Origin of the sequence: Stutzerimonas chloritidismutans AW-1 (assembly GCF_000495915.1) — a bacterium.
Classification (GTDB): domain Bacteria; phylum Pseudomonadota; class Gammaproteobacteria; order Pseudomonadales; family Pseudomonadaceae; genus Stutzerimonas; species Stutzerimonas chloritidismutans.
The window spans coordinates 24520-42363 of sequence record NZ_AOFQ01000022.1; the positions used below are offsets into that span (position 1 = coordinate 24520).

Annotated in this window: 15 protein-coding genes and 1 tRNA gene; 4 read left to right on the top strand and 12 right to left on the bottom strand. The window is 65.3% G+C overall.

All coding sequences use genetic code 11. From position 1 onward, the window contains the following. The first annotated feature begins 134 nt into the window (after positions 1–134). Together F753_RS32765 and F753_RS32770 are read left to right on the top strand one after the other, a co-directional pair. On the top strand, positions 135–509 hold the full coding sequence (locus F753_RS32765; protein WP_023444795.1) for a DsrE family protein: 375 nt from the start codon (positions 135–137) through the stop codon (positions 507–509). Further along, complete coding sequence (locus F753_RS32770) at positions 506–970, top strand: glycine cleavage system protein H (RefSeq protein WP_023444796.1); 465 nt, start codon at positions 506–508, stop codon at positions 968–970. Before F753_RS32765 ends, F753_RS32770 begins: the two co-directional genes overlap by 4 nt. Before the next feature lie 95 nt (positions 971–1065). Here the strand turns inward: F753_RS32770 and F753_RS32775 are convergent, their stop codons facing one another. From F753_RS32775 to F753_RS32820, 9 genes are all read right to left on the bottom strand, one after another. Then, complete coding sequence (locus F753_RS32775; protein ID WP_031297438.1) at positions 1066–1383, bottom strand: hypothetical protein; 318 nt, start codon at positions 1381–1383, stop codon at positions 1066–1068. Positions 1384–1513: 130 nt separating this feature from the next. Further along, positions 1514–1609 (bottom strand) — tRNA-Sec (locus F753_RS32780). A gap of 38 nt (positions 1610–1647) precedes the next feature. Beyond that, complete coding sequence (selB, locus tag F753_RS32785; protein WP_023444798.1) at positions 1648–3564, bottom strand: selenocysteine-specific translation elongation factor; 1917 nt, start codon at positions 3562–3564, stop codon at positions 1648–1650. Further along, on the bottom strand, positions 3561–4970 hold the full coding sequence (gene selA / locus F753_RS32790) for an L-seryl-tRNA(Sec) selenium transferase (RefSeq protein ID WP_023444799.1): 1410 nt from the start codon (positions 4968–4970) through the stop codon (positions 3561–3563). Before selA ends, selB begins: the two co-directional genes overlap by 4 nt. Beyond that, positions 4967–5884 (bottom strand): formate dehydrogenase accessory protein FdhE, encoded by a 918-nt coding sequence (fdhE, locus tag F753_RS32795; RefSeq protein ID WP_023444800.1) that lies wholly within the window; start codon positions 5882–5884, stop codon positions 4967–4969. Before fdhE ends, selA begins: the two co-directional genes overlap by 4 nt. 130 nt (positions 5885–6014) lie before the next feature. Further along, positions 6015–6638, bottom strand: a complete 624-nt coding sequence (locus tag F753_RS32800) for a formate dehydrogenase subunit gamma (RefSeq protein WP_023444801.1) — start codon at positions 6636–6638, stop codon at positions 6015–6017. A gap of 57 nt (positions 6639–6695) precedes the next feature. Next, positions 6696–7634, bottom strand: coding sequence for a formate dehydrogenase subunit beta (fdxH, locus tag F753_RS32805; protein WP_023444802.1), 939 nt, complete (start codon positions 7632–7634; stop codon positions 6696–6698). Further along, complete coding sequence (fdnG, locus tag F753_RS32810) at positions 7634–10708, bottom strand: formate dehydrogenase-N subunit alpha (protein WP_156924029.1); 3075 nt, start codon at positions 10706–10708, stop codon at positions 7634–7636. Before fdnG ends, fdxH begins: the two co-directional genes overlap by 1 nt. Before the next feature lie 150 nt (positions 10709–10858). Then, positions 10859–11695 (bottom strand): AraC family transcriptional regulator, encoded by an 837-nt coding sequence (locus tag F753_RS32820; protein WP_023444804.1) that lies wholly within the window; start codon positions 11693–11695, stop codon positions 10859–10861. A gap of 119 nt (positions 11696–11814) precedes the next feature. Between F753_RS32820 and F753_RS32825 the strand changes: the two genes are divergently transcribed. Next, complete coding sequence (locus tag F753_RS32825) at positions 11815–12243, top strand: organic hydroperoxide resistance protein (RefSeq protein ID WP_014822048.1); 429 nt, start codon at positions 11815–11817, stop codon at positions 12241–12243. Between the two features lie 38 nt (positions 12244–12281). Continuing rightward, complete coding sequence (locus F753_RS32830; RefSeq protein ID WP_023444805.1) at positions 12282–13232, top strand: alpha/beta fold hydrolase; 951 nt, start codon at positions 12282–12284, stop codon at positions 13230–13232. A gap of 130 nt (positions 13233–13362) precedes the next feature. Here F753_RS32830 and F753_RS32835 read toward each other — a convergent pair whose 3' ends face one another. The 3 genes from F753_RS32835 to uvrD form a co-directional block, all read right to left on the bottom strand. After that, complete coding sequence (locus F753_RS32835) at positions 13363–14205, bottom strand: Tim44 domain-containing protein (protein ID WP_023444806.1); 843 nt, start codon at positions 14203–14205, stop codon at positions 13363–13365. Between the two features lie 182 nt (positions 14206–14387). After that, positions 14388–15491 carry a TRAP transporter substrate-binding protein gene (locus F753_RS32840; protein WP_023444807.1) on the bottom strand — a complete coding sequence of 368 codons (1104 nt, stop codon included), beginning with the start codon at positions 15489–15491 and terminating at the stop codon, positions 14388–14390. 73 nt (positions 15492–15564) lie between these two features. Next, on the bottom strand, positions 15565–17754 hold the full coding sequence (gene uvrD / locus F753_RS32845; RefSeq protein WP_023444808.1) for a DNA helicase II: 2190 nt from the start codon (positions 17752–17754) through the stop codon (positions 15565–15567). Positions 17755–17844: the final 90 nt, after the last annotated feature.

Here is a 17844-nt window from a genome sequence, read left to right on the forward strand (position 1 = left end):
CAGTGCACGAAGAAAATCCTAGACCATCAAACGGCAACCGGTAGGCTATGGTGATGATAGTTTCGCGCTATGGTTCGAACAGCGGCGAACGTGCATTTGACGGCTTAACTCGCCGGGCTACCGCATGAGGGCTTATGGAACACAACGGTTCACAACGCGTACTGGTTCTGGTCGCCAGCGGCCCCAGTACCCCGGCGCGCTGCGCCGCGCCTTTTCATATCGCCACGCTGCTGGCCTGCATGGATGCCGAGGTAACCCTCTACCTCACCGGTGAAGGCACGCAGTTGGCGCGCCGCGAGGTGGCCGAATCGCTGTGCGCGGTGGAAGGTGGCGAGCCGCTGTTGCACTTCATCCGCAACGCCAAGCAGGCTGGCGCGCGCTTGCTGATGTGTCGCCAGCCCGGGGTTCAGCTCGACCCCGCCACGCTGATCGCCGAGCTGGATGAAATCTCCAGCGGCGGCGAACTGGCGCAGATGATCCTCGAATACGAACGGGTGCTGACCCTATGAATGTGCACGGCCTGGAATTCCCCGATTCGCTGCGCTACGCCCCGGAGCACAGCCTGTGGCTGCGCGAGGAGGCCGACGGCAGCCTGACCATCGGCCTGACCGCATACGGCTGCGCGCTGTACGGCCAGATCTTCGCTTTCACCCCCAAGCGCGTCGGCGCACGTATCGAGCGCGACCGCAGCTTCGGTGTAGTGGAATTTGCCAAGGCCGCCTCGTCGGCGCGCAGCCCGGTGAGCGGTGAACTGCTGACGGCGAACGAAGCACTGCTACAGCGTCCGGCGCTGATCAATCAGGATTGTTATGGGGAGGGCTGGATGGTCCGCCTGCAACCCGCGGACTGGGTCACCGTGCGCGACCAATTCCCACTGGGCGAAGCCGCCGAAGCCGCCATCGCGGAACGCATGCGGCTCGACAACTTCGACCCCGCCAACGCCCATGTGCAGGCGTTGCAGTGGAAATAGTAGGTGCTTGAGGTGGGCCAGGAGCGGAGGCTTTCAGCCCGCCGCCCCGACGCTATGCCAGGGCGCAATGCTGGCAATTGCCGCGGGATAGGCGCTCAGGGCTTGTCCGGTGTCGACAGGTCGAGCACCTTCACACAGCTCGCCTTGATCGCATGGTCCAGCTGGCGGATGCAGATATCGATCGCCATATTGCGCGTGCGCTTGTTCGTCCACTCCAGCTCGGCCAGCGTCTCGATCAGATCCTGATGGCCGCTCTCGTTGACCAGCATGCCGTGCTGCACCGTCAGCGTCCGGCCCTGAAAGCTCAGCTGCACCGGGTCGCGCCCGACGAGGGATGCACCTTCAGCCAGCAGGCAATCGATATGGTCACGCAACGCGTGTAATGCACGGCGCTCATCTGGCGGGTTACCCACGACACCTCTCCTATCCCTGGAAAGAAAAGCCGCGATTGTGACGCGCTTCGCGCTAGAGCGCGATGGCTTTTTGATATTGCGAAGTGAGGCGGGCTGTCGCAGGGTGGTGGCGAGGGGTAGAGGGGGTAGATGGCGGAAGGCAGTGAGAGTCGAACTCACCCGGGAACGGCTGCCGCCCCCAACCGGGTTTGAAGCCCGGCCGCACCACCGGGTGCGATTGCCTTCCTTATTTGGTCGAGACGCCAAAGGGAAGCGGCGACCAGCCTACCCCAGGCCTGACTGGATCGCCAAGGCACTTTCCTGGCGGACTTTGCGTTCGTTGCCGAAGCGGCGGGTTAGGCCGATGCGGTCGAAGTGTTCGAGCAGCTGGATGCTGCGTTTGCGGCCGAGCTGGATGCGGTCGCGGAAGGCGGCGGCGCGGATCACGCCGCTTTGTGCTTCCAGTTGCAGTACATGCCCCGCGAGTTGGCGAATGGTGAACTCGGGGTAGAACAAATCTTTCACCACCTGTTGCAACAGGCCGAGGCGGGCGAGCTTGCGGAGCAGGTTGCGCATCTGCGTTTCATCGACGCTGAGGTCGCGGGCCAGGTCGCGGACCCAGGGCGGGTCGAACTGGCCGGCTTCGAGCAGCGGCCACAGGCGTTCCTTCAAACCTTCTTCCGTATCGCTCAGGCGCACCCGGTGATCGGGGCGGTGCAGCCAGGGGCCGCTGGTTTCGATGCTGCCGGCGGCCAGTGCCTGCTCCAGCAGGGCGATGAACACCGGCCGTTCCAGTTGCGGCAGCGCATAGCGGCGCAGGCGGTCGCGGTCAGGGCCGAGTTCGTCGGGTTGTTCTTCGTGAAAGCGCTGCAGGGTGGCGAGCAGGGTGGTTTCGAGTTCGCTCCAGCGGGCCTGATCGAACAGTCGTGGGCCCAGTCGTGTACCTACTTCCACTACGCCGTGCGGCAGCTGCCAGCCGTCGCGCGGGCGGTTGAACTGGCGTTCCAGGCTTTGTGGGTCGATGCCGTTGGCGGCGCTGGCGAGCAGCGGCGGCAATGCCTGCTCCAGGCTTGGCTGGGCGAGGGCGCGAAGTTGCTCCAGCCGTGCGGCGCGGCGGCGATTGCGCGGTGGTGCGTACGGGTCGAGCACGCGGCCCCCGCCGAGGGTGCGCTGGGCGGACTGATCGCGCAGGACGATGCGATCGCCATGCACGGCGTGGCTCGGTGCATTCAGCAGTAATTGGGCAAAGGCGCGTTCGCCCGGTGCCAGGCTCGCATCTTCGAGCAGGGCGACGCGCGCGGTGACGTCCTGGGCGCCGAGGTGTATGTGCACCGGCGTCCAGTGCTTGAGTTCGTGGGCCTCGCCCGGCAGCAGCTGGAAGTCGATATCGATGCGTTGCGTTGGTGCATGCAGCAGTGGGTGCAGCAGCCAATCGCCGCGATGGATCTTCTCCACTGCAAGCCGATCCCCGGCCAGGTTCAAGGCCACCCGCTGGCCGGCATGGGCTTCGTTCGCTTCACGGTTCTGCGCGTGCAGACCGCGGACGCGCACGCGTTTGCCGGTGGGGCCGAGCAGCAGTTCATCGCCGATTCGCACGCGCCCGGCAAAGGCTGTACCGGTGACCACCACACCGGCGCCGGTGACGCTGAAGGCGCGATCAATGGCCAGGCGGAAGTGGCCGCTGTCGCCGCGTGCGGCGGTGCGCGCGGCTTCATCGATCAGCGCCGCGCGCAGGGCGTCGATGCCATCGCCGCGGATGCTGGAAACCGGAAAGATCGGCGCGCCGGCCAACGGCCCGGTGGCCAGCAGGTCTTCGATCTGCTGCTCGACGTCGGCGATGCGCACCGGCTCGACGCGGTCGATCTTGGTCAGCGCTACCAGCGCGCGACGGATGCCGAGCAGCTCGACGATGGCCAGGTGTTCGCGGGTCTGCGGCATCACGCCATCGTCGGCGGCGACCACCAGCAGCACGCAGTCGATGCCGCTGGCGCCGGCCAGCATGTTGTGCACGAAACGCTCATGGCCGGGCACGTCGATAAAGCCGGTGAGGCTGCCTTCACCTAGGTCGGCGTAGACGTAGCCGAGGTCGATGGTGATGCCGCGTTCGCGCTCTTCGCGGCGGCGGTCGCCCTGTTGCCCGGTGAGGGCTTGCAGTAGCGCGGTCTTGCCATGGTCGATATGGCCGGCGGTACCGACGATCAACGGGCCAGCTCCTCTTGCAGGTGCATCAGTTGCTCGAGGAATGCCGGCTCGTCGTCGAGCTGGCGCAGGTCGAGCCAGAGGGCGTCGTCGTCGATGCGCCCGAGCACCGGAATCGGCAGGCAGCGCAGGGTTTCTTCCAGCTGGCGCAGGCTGCGGCCGCGCAGGCGCTTGGGCTGCTGCGGGCGGATGCATAGCGCTGCGCTGGGTAGGCGTGCCACCGGCTGCGCGCCGCTACCGATCATGCCCAGGGCATCGGTTACTGCGACTTGCCAGGTTTCGCCGAGCACGGCCGTCAGCGCCGGCGCGATGCGTTCAGCCTGGGTACGAATGTCGGCCTGCGGGCGGCTGAGCAGGCGCAGGCTGGTGAGGCGTTCGGCCAGGCGGTCGGGATCGCGATAGAGGTTGAGCACCGCTTCCAGCGCGGCAAGGGTCAGCTTGTCGACGCGCAGGGCGCGCTTGAGCGGGTTCTTCTTGATCTTCTGGATCAGCGCCTTGCTGCCGACGATCAGCCCGGCCTGCGGGCCGCCGAGCAGCTTGTCGCCGCTGAAGGTGACGATATCGGCGCCGTCGCGCAGCGCTTCCTGCACCGTGGGTTCCTTCGGCAGGCCCCAACGAGAGAGGTCGAGCAGGCTGCCGCTGCCGAGATCTTCCAGCAGCGGCAGATCGTGGGCATGGGCGATGCGCGCCAGTTCGGTGGTGGCGACGCTGGCGGTGAAGCCCTGCACGCTGTAATTGCTGGTGTGCACACGCATCAACAGGCCCGAGCGCGGGTTGATCGCCGCTTCGTAATCCTTGGCGTGGGTGCGGTTGGTGGTGCCGACTTCATGCAGCTTCACGCCGGCGCGGGCCATGATGTCAGGGATGCGGAAGGCGCCGCCGATCTCGATCAGCTCGCCGCGGGAAATGATGCCTTCCTTGCGTGCGCCGAGACTGTTCAAGGCCAGCAGCACGGCGGCGGCGTTGTTGTTGACCACGGTGACCGCCTCGGCGCCGGTCAGCTCGCGGATCAGCCCTTCGATGAGGTCGTCGCGGTCGCCGCGCTTGCCAGTGGCGAGATCGAATTCCAGATTGAGCGGGTAACGTGCGGCGAGGGTGATCGCCTCGATGGCTTCATCCGGCAACAGGGCGCGGCCGAGATTGGTGTGCAGCACCGTGCCGGTGAGGTTGAACACCCGGCGCACGCGGCTGCGGTGCTGGCTGGCCAGGCGTTCGCCGGCGCGCCCGGCGAGCACCGCTTCGGACAATTCCAGTGCAGCCAGCTGGCCGTGGCGGGCCGGTTCTCGCAGTTCATCGAGCAGGTCGCGCAGGGTGCTCAGCAATGCCTGACGGCCGTAGCGCTGCTGCAGCGGCTGACAGGCTGGGTCGCGCAGCAGCTTGTCGACCGAGGGCAGGTGGCTGCTGCTCATGCATCGCCCCCCGGCGCCAGCAGCAGGTTGGGGGCCTGGCGCTGAAAGCCCTGCTCGGACAGCAGCATGTCCAGATCCAGGGTGGCGAGGTCGGCGGAGAGGCTTTCGCCATCCGGCGCCAGGTCCAGGTAGAGCTGCTTGAGGTAGCCATTGCACTCAGGGCAGACCTCGGCCTTGACGCCTTGCGGCGAGCCTTCGAAGTGCAGGTAGTCGAGTTTCTTGGTGCTGCGGCAGAGGCTGCATTTGACGCGCACGTAATGCCACTCGCAGGCGCACAGCGAGCAGACCAGATAACGCAAGCCGTTGAGCTGGCCGCGATGGCGGATGATGCCTGCCATCGGCGGCGCACCGCAGCAGGGGCAGTGGGTCTGGTCTTCGCGCTCGCGCATGTCGGAGAGGTCGAGCTGCAGCAGCCAGTGGCTCCAGGCCAGCTGCAGGGCGGCGCCGAGGAAGGGCACCAGTGCTGGCGGCAGGCTGTCGTACTGGCCACTGACCAGTGCCACGGCCGATGCCTTGCGCTGGCCGCTTTCGGCCTCACGCAGTTGCTCGATGGCAGTCACTACCGCGGGGCTTTCCGGCGCCACGAAGGCATCCAGCCAGGCATCCAGCATCGTCAGCCAGGCATCGTCGCGCACCAGAGTATCGGCAGCCAGCGGCGGCAGATTGTGCCTGAGACTTTCGCGGGTGCGGTGTTCGTCCAGCGGCGCGATTGTCGGCGGGTTGTCCAGCACCTGCTGTTGCGCCTGGCACACCGCTGTTAGCAGGCGCAGGTAGTCGGCGAACGGATGGCCTTCGGCGAGCCTGGTCAGGCGCTCGCTGCGGAGGGCGAACAGGTTGCGCGGTGGCAGGTTGAGGAAGGGTGGTTTGCTGGCAGCGGCTTCGATCTGCCCGGGTTCGAGAATGGTGCCTGCCACGCAGGACTCCTTATTCTTGGGGTTGTGCCGAACAGCATAGTCCGTCACCGGCTGTCGCTCGGCTTCGATGATGCGCGGGGCCGAAGATTCCCGCGCGGGTGCAGGGAATCTTCGGCTTACAGCGGTGTGCTTATTTGCGCTCGGTGATCTCCCGAAACCAGGCCGGATGATGCTTGCGCGCCCAGGCCCGGCTGACGGTGCCGTAGAGCATCGCGCCCATGGAGCCCTTGATCCAGATGGCGGCGTAGATGTGCACGATGATGCTGACAATCAGCACGAAGGCGGCGGCCGCATGCAGCAGGCTGGCCCAGCGCAGCGAGACGATGCCGAAGAAACTGCTGAAATACTCGCGCCAGATGACGATGCCACTGAGCAGCAACACCAGCATGCTGAGGATCAGCACCCAGAACAGCACCTTTTGCCCGGCGTTATAGCGGCCGACTTCCGGCAGTTTTTCCTCGCGGTTGTGCACCACGTCGTTGATCTGCCTGAGCCACTGGCGGTCGCGTGCTTCGATGCGGTTGTGCCCGGCGAAGCGGATCGCCAGCCAGAGGAAGAAGACGAACATCGCGACCCCGATGAAGGGGTGCAGGATGCGCGTCCAGGTGCCGCCGCCGAACAGCCCGGAGAGGCCGAACAGCGCCGGATGGAACAGCGCCAGGCCGGACAGCGCGGCGAGTACGAAGAGGATGGCAACGATCCAGTGATTGGTCCGCTGCGAGGGGTTGTAGCGTTCGATGTCGTTGTTGTTCATCGTTGGCTCCTTGAGCGATCGACTCCGAGGATGGCCCCGCGAACGGGGCCGCCGGATTCAGGGTCGCGGCTCCTTGGGGTCGACCACATGCACCGAAGGATCGACCTGGTGCACCACGGGCTCGCTGAGTTCGGCCTTGTCGTCCTCTTCCTCGACGCGGATCGGCCCGACTCGTGTGTAGTGGAAGAAGCCGGCCAGCACCGCCGCGCCCATGCCCAGCAAGGCGAGGGGCTTGGTCACGCCCTTCCACAGGCCGACCAGTGGACTGATGGTCGGCTCGTTCGGTAGGTCGTTGTACAGCGAGGGCTGATCGGCATGGTGCAGCACGTACATCACGTGCGTACCGCCGACACCATCGGGGTCGTACAGGCCGGCCTGGTCGAAACCGCGTTCCTTCAGATCGGCGATACGCCCGGCCGCGTGATCCTTCATATCGTCCTTGCTGCCGAAGACAATTGCCCCGGTGGGGCAGGTCTTTACGCAGGCTGGCTCAAGGCCGACGGAAACGCGGTCGGAACACAGCGTGCACTTGTAGGCCTTCTTGTCCTTCTCGGAGATACGCGGGATGTCGAACGGGCAACCGGTGATGCAGTAGCCGCAGCCGATGCAGTGGTCCTGGTTGAAGTCGACGATGCCGTTGGCGTACTTCACGATGGCCCCCGGCGCCGGGCAGGCCTTGAGGCAGCCGGGGTCGGCGCAGTGCATGCAGCCGTCCTTGCGGATCAGCCACTCGAGGTTGCCGCTGCCGGGGTTCTCGTACTCGGCGAACTTCATCACCGTCCAGGATTCGGCGGTGAGGTCGATCGGGTTGTCGTAGGTCCCGTTGCTGGTGCCGACTTCATCGCGCAGGTCGTTCCATTCCGAACACGCCACCTGGCAGGCCTTGCAGCCGATGCACTTGGAGACGTCGATCAGTTTCGCCACCTCGCCGATCTCGCGGATCGACGGCCGCTCGGTAGTCGTGGCGGAGCGGGCAATCACGTCTTGAGTAGCCATCATGCCTTCTCCACGTTGACCAGGAACGACTTGAACTCCGGCGTCTGGGTGTTGGCGTCACCGACGAACGGCGTCAGCGTGTTGGTCAGGTAACCGTTGCGCGCCACCCCGGCGAAGCCCCAGTGCAGCGGAATGCCGATGTGATGCACGGTCTGGCCGTCCACCGTCAGCGGCTTGATGCGCTTGGTCACCACCGCCACCGCCTTGATGTAGCCGCGGTTGGACGACACCTTGACCCGCTCGCCGGCCTTGATGCCCAGCTCGTTGGCCAGCACCTCGCCGATCTCGACGAACTGCTCGGGCTGGGTGATCGCATTGAGCCGGCAATGTTTGGTCCAGAAGTGGAAGTGCTCCGTCAGCCGGTAGGTGGTGGCCGCGTAGGGGAAGTCCTCCGCGGTGCCGAACAGCTCCATGTCGTTCTTGAACACCCGCGCGGCCGGATTGCTGATGGCCTGGACGTTATCCGGGTGCATGGGGTTGCGCCCGATGGGCGTCTCGAACGGCTCGTAATGCTCGGGGAATGGCCCCTCGTTCATCTTGTCCACGGCGAACAGCCGCGCCACCCCTTCGGGGTTCATGATGAACGGGTTCATGCCGGCTTCGGGTGGTGAATCGACCTTGAAGTCCGGCACGTCGGTGCCGCCCCACTTGGTGCCGTCCCACCAGACCAGGCGTTTCTTCTGCGGGTCCCACGGGTCGCCGGCCGGGTCGGCCGAAGCGCGGTTGTAGAGGATGCGCCGGTTGGCTGGCCAGGCCCAGGCCCAGCCCAGCGTTTGGCCCATGCCGTAGGGGTCGGCATTGTCACGTCGGGCCATCTGGTTGCCGGCCTGAGTCCAGGAGCCACACCAGATCCAGCAGCCGCTGGAGGTGGTGCCGTCGGCACGCAGCAGACCGAAGCCCGGCAGCAGCTCGCCGGCCTTGGCCACCTGCGCTCCGGTCTGCAGGTCGAACACATCGCTCAGGGCCTTTCCGTTGTACTCCTGGGCGATTTCCTCGGCGGTCGGTTCTTCCGGCTGGCGATAGCCCCAGTCGATGTTGAGCAGCGGCTCGGCATAGGCGCCGCCCTCCTTGCGATACAGCTCACGCAGACGATGGAACAGCCCGCCCATGATCACCACGTCGGTCTGCGCCTGGCCCGGCGGCTCGGCGGCCTTCCAGTGCCATTGCAGCCAGCGGCCGCTGTTGACCAGCGAGCCGTCCTCCTCGGCGAAGCAGGTGGTCGGCAGGCGGAACACCGTGGTCTGGATGCTGGCGGTGTCGACGTCGTTGTACTCGCCGGCGTTGCGCCAGAACTCCGAGGTCTCGGTGGCCAGCGGGTCCATGATCACCAGGTACTTGAGCTTGGCCAGCGCGGCGCTGACCTTGGCCTTGTTGGGGAACGAGGCGATGGGGTTGAAGCCCTGGCAGAAATAGCCGTTGACCTGCCCCTGGTACATCATGTCGAACACCTTGAGCACGTCGTAGCCGGGGATATCCAGCTTCGGCAGCCAGTCGTAGCCCCAGTTGTTCTCCGCGGTGGCGTTCTTGCCGTACCAGGCCTTCATCAGGCTGACGTGGAATTTCTCGTAGTGCTGCCAGTAGGACAGCTGCCCCGGGCGCAGCGGCTTGGCGGTGCGCTTGGCGATGTAGGCCGCGTAGTCCTGCTCGGCTTCCAGCGGCAGGGTCATGTAGCCCGGCAGCAGGTTGGAGAGCAGGCCGAGATCGGTCAGGCCCTGGATATTGGAGTGCCCGCGCAGCGCATTCATCCCGCCGCCGGGCATGCCGATGTTGCCGAGCAGCAGCTGCACCATGGCGCCGGTGCGGATCATCTGCGAACCGGTCGAATGCTGCGTCCAGCCCAGGGCGTACATGATGGTCATGACCTTGCCCGGTGCCGAGGTTTCGGCGATGGTCTCCCACACCTGCAGCATCTTGTCCTGCGGTGTGCCGCAGATGTTGCTGACCACTTCCGGCGTGTAACGGCTGTAGTGCTGCTTGAGCAGATTAAACACGCAGCGCGGGTGGGTCAGGCTCTTGTCGACGCGGGCGAAGCCTTCTTCGTCCAGCTCGTAGCTCCAGCTGGCCTTGTCCGTATAGGTACGCCGATCGCCGTCGTAGCCGTTGAACAGACCGTTCTCGAAGCCGAAGCCTTCCTTCACGATGAACGAGACGTCGGTGTAGTTGACCACGTATTCGTGCTGGATCTTGTCGTTTTCCAGCAGGTAGTTGATCAGCCCGCCGAGGAAGGCGATGTCGGTGCCGGTGCGGATCGGCGCATACATGTCGGCCACCGAGGCCGAACGGGTGAAGCGCGGATCGACCACCACCAGCCGCGCCTTGTTGCGCGCCTTGGCCTCGGTGACCCATTTGAAGCCGCACGGGTGCGCTTCGGCGGCGTTACCGCCCATGATCAGGACCAGGTCAGCGTTCTGGATATCGGACCAGTGATTGGTCATGGCTCCACGGCCAAACGTCGGGGCAAGACTTGCCACCGTCGGGCCATGTCAGACACGTGCCTGGTTATCGAATCCCAGAATGCCGAGTGAACGAACCACCTTGTGGGTGATGTAACCCGCCTCGTTGGATGATGCCGAGGCGGCGAGGAAACCGGTGCTCAGCCAGCGGTTGACCGTCTGACCCTCTTCGTTGCGTTCGACGAAGTTGGCGTCGCGGTCGTCCTTCATCAGCCGGGCGATGCGGTCGAGGGCGTCGCTCCACTCGATGCGCTTCCACTCGTTGCTGCCGGCTTCGCGGACTTCCGGGTGGGTCAGGCGGTTGGGGCTATGGACGAAGTCGAGCAGGCCGGCACCTTTCGGGCACAGGGTGCCGCGGTTGACCGGGTGATCGGAGTCGCCTTCGATGTGGATGATGTTCTGCGCAACGTTTTTGCCGCCGCTGCCCTGGCTGTAGATGATCAGCCCGCAACCGACGGAGCAGTAGGGGCAGGTGTTGCGAGTTTCGCGCGTGTTGGTCAGTTTGAAATGCCGGATCGACTCGGCATACGCCGTCGGTGGGGCCATACCCAATGCCGCCATGCTCGACGCCCCAAGGCCCACACCGCAGACCTTGAAGAACTGTCGACGGTTCATATCCATCGGAGGTTCTCCTTCTTATCAGGCTGGTACGCCGATGCTTTGCCGGCGTCTGCTAAGCAGCTTAGTCAAGAATGGGCAAAGTAAAGGGCTAATTCCGCGCTCCGCTGCCTCGCGCTGCACCTGTGAAAGAGCCTGGGTTGTACCGGGAATTCACCCGTCGGCGGCCGTGATCAGCTGCTTTTTCCACTCCCGCGGCGAATGCCCGGCGTGCGCCTTGAACGCCCGGGAGAACGCGGCTTCGCTGCCGTAGCCCACTTCGAACGCGATCATCTTGATCGGCCGTCCGCGACGCAGGGCCTTCTGCGCCAGGCGGACGCGCCAGCCCTGCAGATACTGGCCCGGCGTAGTGCCGACGGTCTCGCGGAAGGCCGTGGCGAACACGCTGCGGGACATCCCGGCAACGCTGGCCAGCTCCTCGAGCGTCCAGTCCTGCGCCGGCGCCTCGTGCATCGCCACCAGAGCATTGCGCAGGCGCGGGTGCGCAAGCCCGGAGAGCAACCCGCCATTCACCTCGTCGCTTTCCATCAGCTGGCGCAGGACCTGGATCATCACCACTTCGAGCAACCGCTCGACCAATGCCACGCGCCCGCAGCGTTGCTCGAAGGCCTCCTCGAACAGCAGCGAGAGGATCGGCTCGGCGCCCCAGACCTGATCCAGCGGCAGGCAGACGACATCGGCCAGCGCCGAGGCGATCGGGTTGCTGGTGCCGCCTTCGAACGACAGGTTTGCGCAGACCATGTCGGCGTTCTGCCCGGGGGCGATGATGAAACGGTGCGTCAGCGGGCGCGGAAACAGCAGCAGGCTCGGTCGCTCGACCTGCAGCGACTCCCTGCCATAGCGCACCTCCAGCGTGCCGCTGCGCACCAGATGCAGCTGCCCGTGCACGCCATCGCTTTGCAGCGTGTTGATGCCGCACAGGGGGCCGGTATTGAACACCTGTGCGCTCATCGGGAAGTGGGTCATCAGCGCAGCGAGCCGGTCGGCCATCTTCGTACTCCTGATCATGTTTTCCGGATTCTACGTCACCAATAGTTTTTTCTGGTGAGCAGAATAGCTCTCACCGGGCAACAACGCCCTGGCCTACCAACAGAACAGGAACCGTAGCCATGACCATCGAAAAGATTCTCTACACCGCCACTGCAACCGCCACCGGCGGACGTGAAGGTCGCGCCAGCTCCTCCGATCAGGCGCTCGACGTGCAGCTGTCCACGCCGCGTGAACTGGGCGGCGCCGGCGGCCCCGGCACCAACCCCGAGCAGCTGTTCGCTGCCGGCTACTCGGCCTGCTTTCTCGGCGCGCTGAAGTTCGTCGCCGGCAAGCAGAAGGTCGCCCTGCCAGCCGACACCCGCATCACCGGCAAGGTCGGCATCGGCCAGATCCCCACCGGCTTCGGCATCGAAGCCGAGCTGACCATCAGCGCACCCGGCATTGCCCACGACGTGTTGCAGGAGCTGGTCAACCAGGCCCACGTGGTCTGCCCGTACTCCAATGCCACCCGCGGCAACATCGACGTAACCCTGATCCTCGCCGACTGATTCAGCCCACCGTACCTAACTAACAGGAGACACACGCCATGAATGCCATCATCCGCACCTTCACCCTCCCGCTGCTGGCCATCGCGATGCAGCCAGTTTTCGCCGCGCAGCCGGAGCAGACCACGCAACCGACATCCAGTATCGCCAGCGCTCGCACCGCCAGCACCATCACCACGGCCGATGGCGTGCAGCTGTACTACAAGGACTGGGGCCCGAAGGACGGTCCGGTGGTCACCTTCAGCCATGGCTGGCCGCTCAACTCGGATAGCTGGGAATCACAGATGCTGTTCCTCGCATCCGAGGGCTACCGAGTGGTCGCTCACGACCGCCGCGGCCATGGCCGCTCCAGTCAGCCCTGGGAAGGCAACGACATGGATCATTACGCCGACGACCTGGCCGCGGTGATCGAAGCGCTGGACCTGAAGGATGTCACCCTGGTGGGCTTCTCCACCGGTGGCGGCGAGGTGGCGCGCTACATAGGCCGCCACGGCACCGAACGGGTGAAGAAGGCCGTGCTGGTCAGCGCCGTGCCACCGATGATGCTGAAAACCGCGGATAACCCGGGTGGGCTGCCGCTGGAAGTCTTCGACGGCATCCGCAAAGCATCGCTGGAGGATCGCGCGCAGCTGTACCTCGACCTCGCATCCGGGCCGTTCTACGGCTTCAACCGTCCGGGTGCCAAGGTTTCCCAGGGCCTGATCGACAACCGGCGCGCCCAGGGTCTGCAGGCCGGGCACAAGAACATCTACGACTCCATCGCCGCGTTCTCGGCCACCGATTTCCGTGGTGACCTGAAGAAGTTCGACGTGCCGACGCTGGTGATCCACGGCGACGATGACCAGATCGTGCCGCTGGACAGCTCCGGCAAGGCGTCCGCTGCATTGGTCAAGGGTGCGAAGCTGATCGTCTATCCCGGTGCTCCGCACGGCCTGACCGACACTCACAAGGAGCGCTTCAACAACGATCTGCTGGCCTTTCTCAAGGAGTGATGCGCAGCGGCTTTATCGAGCGGCTCGCAGCACCGCGTCACTTGCCGCTCAGAAACGACAAACCCCGCCAGATGGCGGGGTTTGTCTGTGGACTGCGCTAAGGCAGACCAGATTTTCTACACGACGCCGATCAGGCGTTCTGGCGGATACCAGCGACCAGCCAAGGCTGGTTCTCGCCCTGGGCACGTTCCATGCGCCAGCTTTCGCTGAACGGCTCGCCCTGGTCGAAGCGCGATGTCTTCGCGGTGCCGGTGAAGGTCAGGGTCGCGGTGGTCTTCTCGGCATCGTCGTCGACGCCGTCGAGCTGGATTTGCAGATCGTCGATGTAGGTCGACTGATAGGCATCACCGATCTCGGCGCGCTCCTGCTTGAGGAAGCCCAGCAGCTGCGGGGTGACGAACTCGGAGATCTTGTCCATCTCGTTGGCGTCCCAGTGCTGCTGCAGCGAGAGGAAGTGCTCGCGGGCTGCGGCGACGAAGCTCTGCTCGTTGAACCAGGCCGGGGCATTGATCACCGGAGCGGCGGCGGCCGGGGCGGCGCTGCCACCGAAGATGGAGGTCGACGGCTGCTGCGGCATGTCACGCTGCATCGGCGCATGGCCGGCCATGGCAGGCTGCTGCTGGCGACGGCGGGCGGCGAGGAAGCGGAACAGCAGGAACGCGATCAGGCCGAAGATCAGGATATCCATGAACTGGATGCCCTCGAAGCCGTCGCCCATGAACATCGAGGCGAGCAGGCCACCGGCGGCCAGACCGGCCAGCGGGCCGAGCCAGCGCGAGGCACCGCTGGCGGCAGCGGGCGTCTGACGGCCAGCCTGATTCGGTGCGGCCTGGGTCTGCTGGGGCGCCTGGCGGGTCTGGTGGCTGGGCGCCGAGCCGAAGCTCTTGCCGCCGCCGAAACGCTTGGCGTGGGCGTCGAGCGCGAAGGTCAGGCTGATACACAGCGCCATGAAGATGCTAAGCACACGTTGCATTGAGTGTTCCCGCTAAAAAGAGTGGAGTACGCGCGCCATCCTGCCGAGGCAGGCAGGGGTTGGCCAGGGGCAGTATGTTACCGGCTTTTGCTTGCGACCGTTGGTCGCGCCAGGGCTGGCTCAGATAGGGTGATGCGGTTGCGAAAACGGAGCCTCGCGGCTCCGTTCGTTCGAGCGCTGGATCAACGCCAGTTGTACAGCTCCTTCTCGGAGATCTCGTGCATCGGCTTGACCTGTTCCTGGAAGGCTTTCATCGACGCCCAGATGCGGCCGTTCAGCTCGCTCTGTTCGGCCAGCTCGCCGAGCACCAGCTCCGACTGCTCCTGCATGGCGCCGAGCACTTCGTCGGGGAAGCGCTTGAGCTCCACGCCTTGCTGCTTGAGCTGGTCCAGCGCCAGGGCGTTGTTGTAGACGTAGTCATCCATCATGTCGCGGCTGGCCGCACGGGTCGCCTCGGTGAGGATCGCCTGCAGGTCCTCGGGCAGGGTGTCCATCGCCTTCTGGTTCACCAGCAGCTCCAGCACCGCCTGCGGCTCCTGCCAGCCTGGGTAGTAGTAATACTTGGCGGCCTTGTGCAGACCGAAGGCCAGGTCGTTGTACGGGCTGACCCAGTCGGTGGCGTCGATCGCGCCGGTCTGCAGTGCGGTGAACACTTCGCCGCCGGGCAGATTCACGGTGGTCGCGCCGAGACGCGCCAGCACTTCGCCGCCGAGGCCCGGCATGCGGATCTTCAGCCCGCGCAGGTCGTCCAGCGCATTGATTTCCTTGTTGTACCAGCCGCCCATCTGCATGCCGGTGTTGCCGACCACCATCGGCTTCACGCCGAAAGGCGCATAGGCCTCTTCCCAGAACTTCTGGCCTTCGCCCTTGCTCAGCCAGGCGTTCATCTCGATGGCCGACAGGCCGAACGGTACCGAGGTGAAGAACTGCGCGGTGGGCACCTTGCCTTTCCAGTAGTAGGCGGCGCCGTGGCCCAGTTCGGCGGTGCCGCGGGAAACGGCATCGAACACTTCCAGCGCCGGGACCAGTTCGCCGGCCGCATAGACCTTGATGGTCAGGCGGCCGTCGCTCATCACCTTGACGCGATCGGCCAGGCGTTCGGCGGCGGTGCCCAGGCCCGGGTAGTTCTTCGGCCAGGCGGTGACCATCTTCCAGGCGTAGGTCTTGGCGGGTTCGCTGGCGGCCTGCTGGCCTGTGGTTTCGACTTTCTTGTCGTCGTTGCAGCCGGCGAGGCCGAGGGTGGCAAGCAAGGCAGCGGCAGCACCGAACAGATGGCGGCGTTTCATGGGTCGGTATCCTTGGAAGACTCTTCTTATAGGAATGGCTTGTTGGTATGACGGGTTGACGTTAGCGTCAACCCTAGAGGGCTTCAAGTTTTGCGTAACTGAGCATCAGCCATTTGCTGCCCTCATCCTCGAAATTCACCTGCACCCGGGCCTGGGCGCCGGAGCCTTCGAAGTTGAGGATGGTGCCTTCGCCGAACAGCGAATGGCGTACACGCTGGCCGAGGCTGAACGGCGTTTCCGGCACGCCGGCGCCGTCGAACAGCGACGAGCCGCTCATGCTCTTGCCGCTGAACGAGCGCGTCACGGTATTGCTCAGACGTACTTCCTGGATCAGCGCCGGCGGCACTTCGCGGACGAAACGCGAGATCTTGTTATAGGTCTCGCTGCCGTACAGCCGGCGCGTTTCGGCGTAGGTGATCACCAGCTGCTGCATGGCGCGGGTGATGCCGACGTAGGCCAGGCGGCGTTCTTCTTCCAGACGGCCGGATTCCTCCAGGCTCATCTTGTGCGGGAACAGGCCTTCTTCCATGCCGACCAGGAACACCAGCGGGAACTCCAGGCCCTTGGCGCTGTGCAGGGTCATCAGCTGCACGCTGTCCTCGTGGTCGCCGGCCTGCTGTTCGCCGGCCTCCAGCGAGGCGTGGTCGAGAAAGGCCGCCAGCGGTGACTGGACGTCGTCGTCCTCTTCGCTGTAGCTGTCGAAGGCGCGCGCGGCGGAGACCAGTTCCTCGAGGTTTTCCACCCGCGCCTGGGCTTTCTCGCCCTTTTCGTCGCGGTGATAGGCAAGCAGCCCGGACTGCTCGATGACCAGCTGCGCCATGCTGTGCAGCTGCATGCCTTCGACCTTCAGCGCCAGGGTATCGACCAGCTCGACAAAGGCGTTCAGCGCGCTGGCAGCGCGGCCGGAAACCGCCTTGGTACCGACCGCCTGATGCAGCGCCGCCCACATCGACAGGCCCTGATCACGCGCCAGCTGGCGCAGTGCTTCGACGGTCTTCTCGCCGATGCCGCGCGCCGGCACGTTGATCACCCGTTCCAGCGCCGCGTCGTTGTCGCGGGTCTGGATCAGGCGCAGGTAGGCCATGGCGTTCTTGATCTCGGCGCGCTCGAAGAAGCGCTGGCCGCCGTAGATGCGGTAGGGAATCTTCTCGCGCAGCAGCGCCTCTTCCAGCACCCGCGACTGGGCGTTGGAGCGGTAGAGGATGGCGATCTCGCTGCGGCTCATGCCGTCGCGGATGGCCTTCTCGATGCTCTCGACCACGTAGCGCGCTTCGTCGTGCTCGTTGAACGCGGCGTACAGGCTGATCGGCTCACCCTCGCAGCCGGAAGTCCAGAGCTCCTTGCCGAGACGGCCCTGGTTGTTGGCGATCAGCGCGTTGGCGGCCTTGAGGATGCAGGCGGTGGAGCGGTAGTTCTGCTCCAGGCGGATGGTTTCGGCGTCGGGGAAGTCCTGGCTGAACTGGTGCAGGTTCTCGATCCGCGCGCCGCGCCAGCCGTAGATAGACTGGTCGTCGTCGCCGACCACCATCAGGCTCTCGCCGCCCTTGGCCAGCAGCCGCAGCCAGGCGTACTGCACGGCGTTGGTGTCCTGGAACTCGTCCACCAGCACGTGGCGGAAACGCCGCTGGTAGTGATCGAGCAGGCCCGGGTGGTCGCGCCACAGGTCCAGGGCGCGCAGCAGCAGCTCGGAGAAGTCGATCACCCCGGCGCGGGCGCAGGCCTCTTCATAGGCTTCGTAGATCTTCAGCTGGGTGGCGAGGAACAGATCACCGCCGGCCTGGATGTTGCGCGGACGCAGGCCTTCGTCCTTCTGCGCGTTGATCCACCACTGTGCCTGGCGCGCTGGCCAGCGCTGCTCGTCGAGGCCGAGTTCGCGGATCACCCGCTTGACCAGCCGCTGCTGGTCGTCGGAATCGAGGATCTGGAAGTTCTGCGCCAGCTTGGCTTCCTGCCAGTGCGCGCGCAGCAGGCGATGGGCCAGGCCGTGAAAGGTGCCCACCCACATGCCCTGCGGGTTCACGTGCAGCAGCTGCTCGATGCGCTGGCGCATCTCGGCGGCAGCCTTGTTGGTGAAGGTCACCGACAGGATCGAGTGCAGCGAGGCGTGCTCGACCTGGTGCAGCCAGGCGATACGGTGCACCAGAACGCGGGTCTTGCCCGAGCCGGCACCAGCCAATACCAACTGGCGGCCCAGCGGCGCGGCCACGGCCTGGCGCTGAGCATCGTTGAGGGAATTCAGGAGGAGAGAGAGATCGTCATGCATCGCGGCATTCTATTGGAAATGCCTGCGCTGCGCTCGCCCTGCGGTCCATTCGAAAGCGCAGTCTGCGGCAAACCGGCGCGGGCGCGGTCC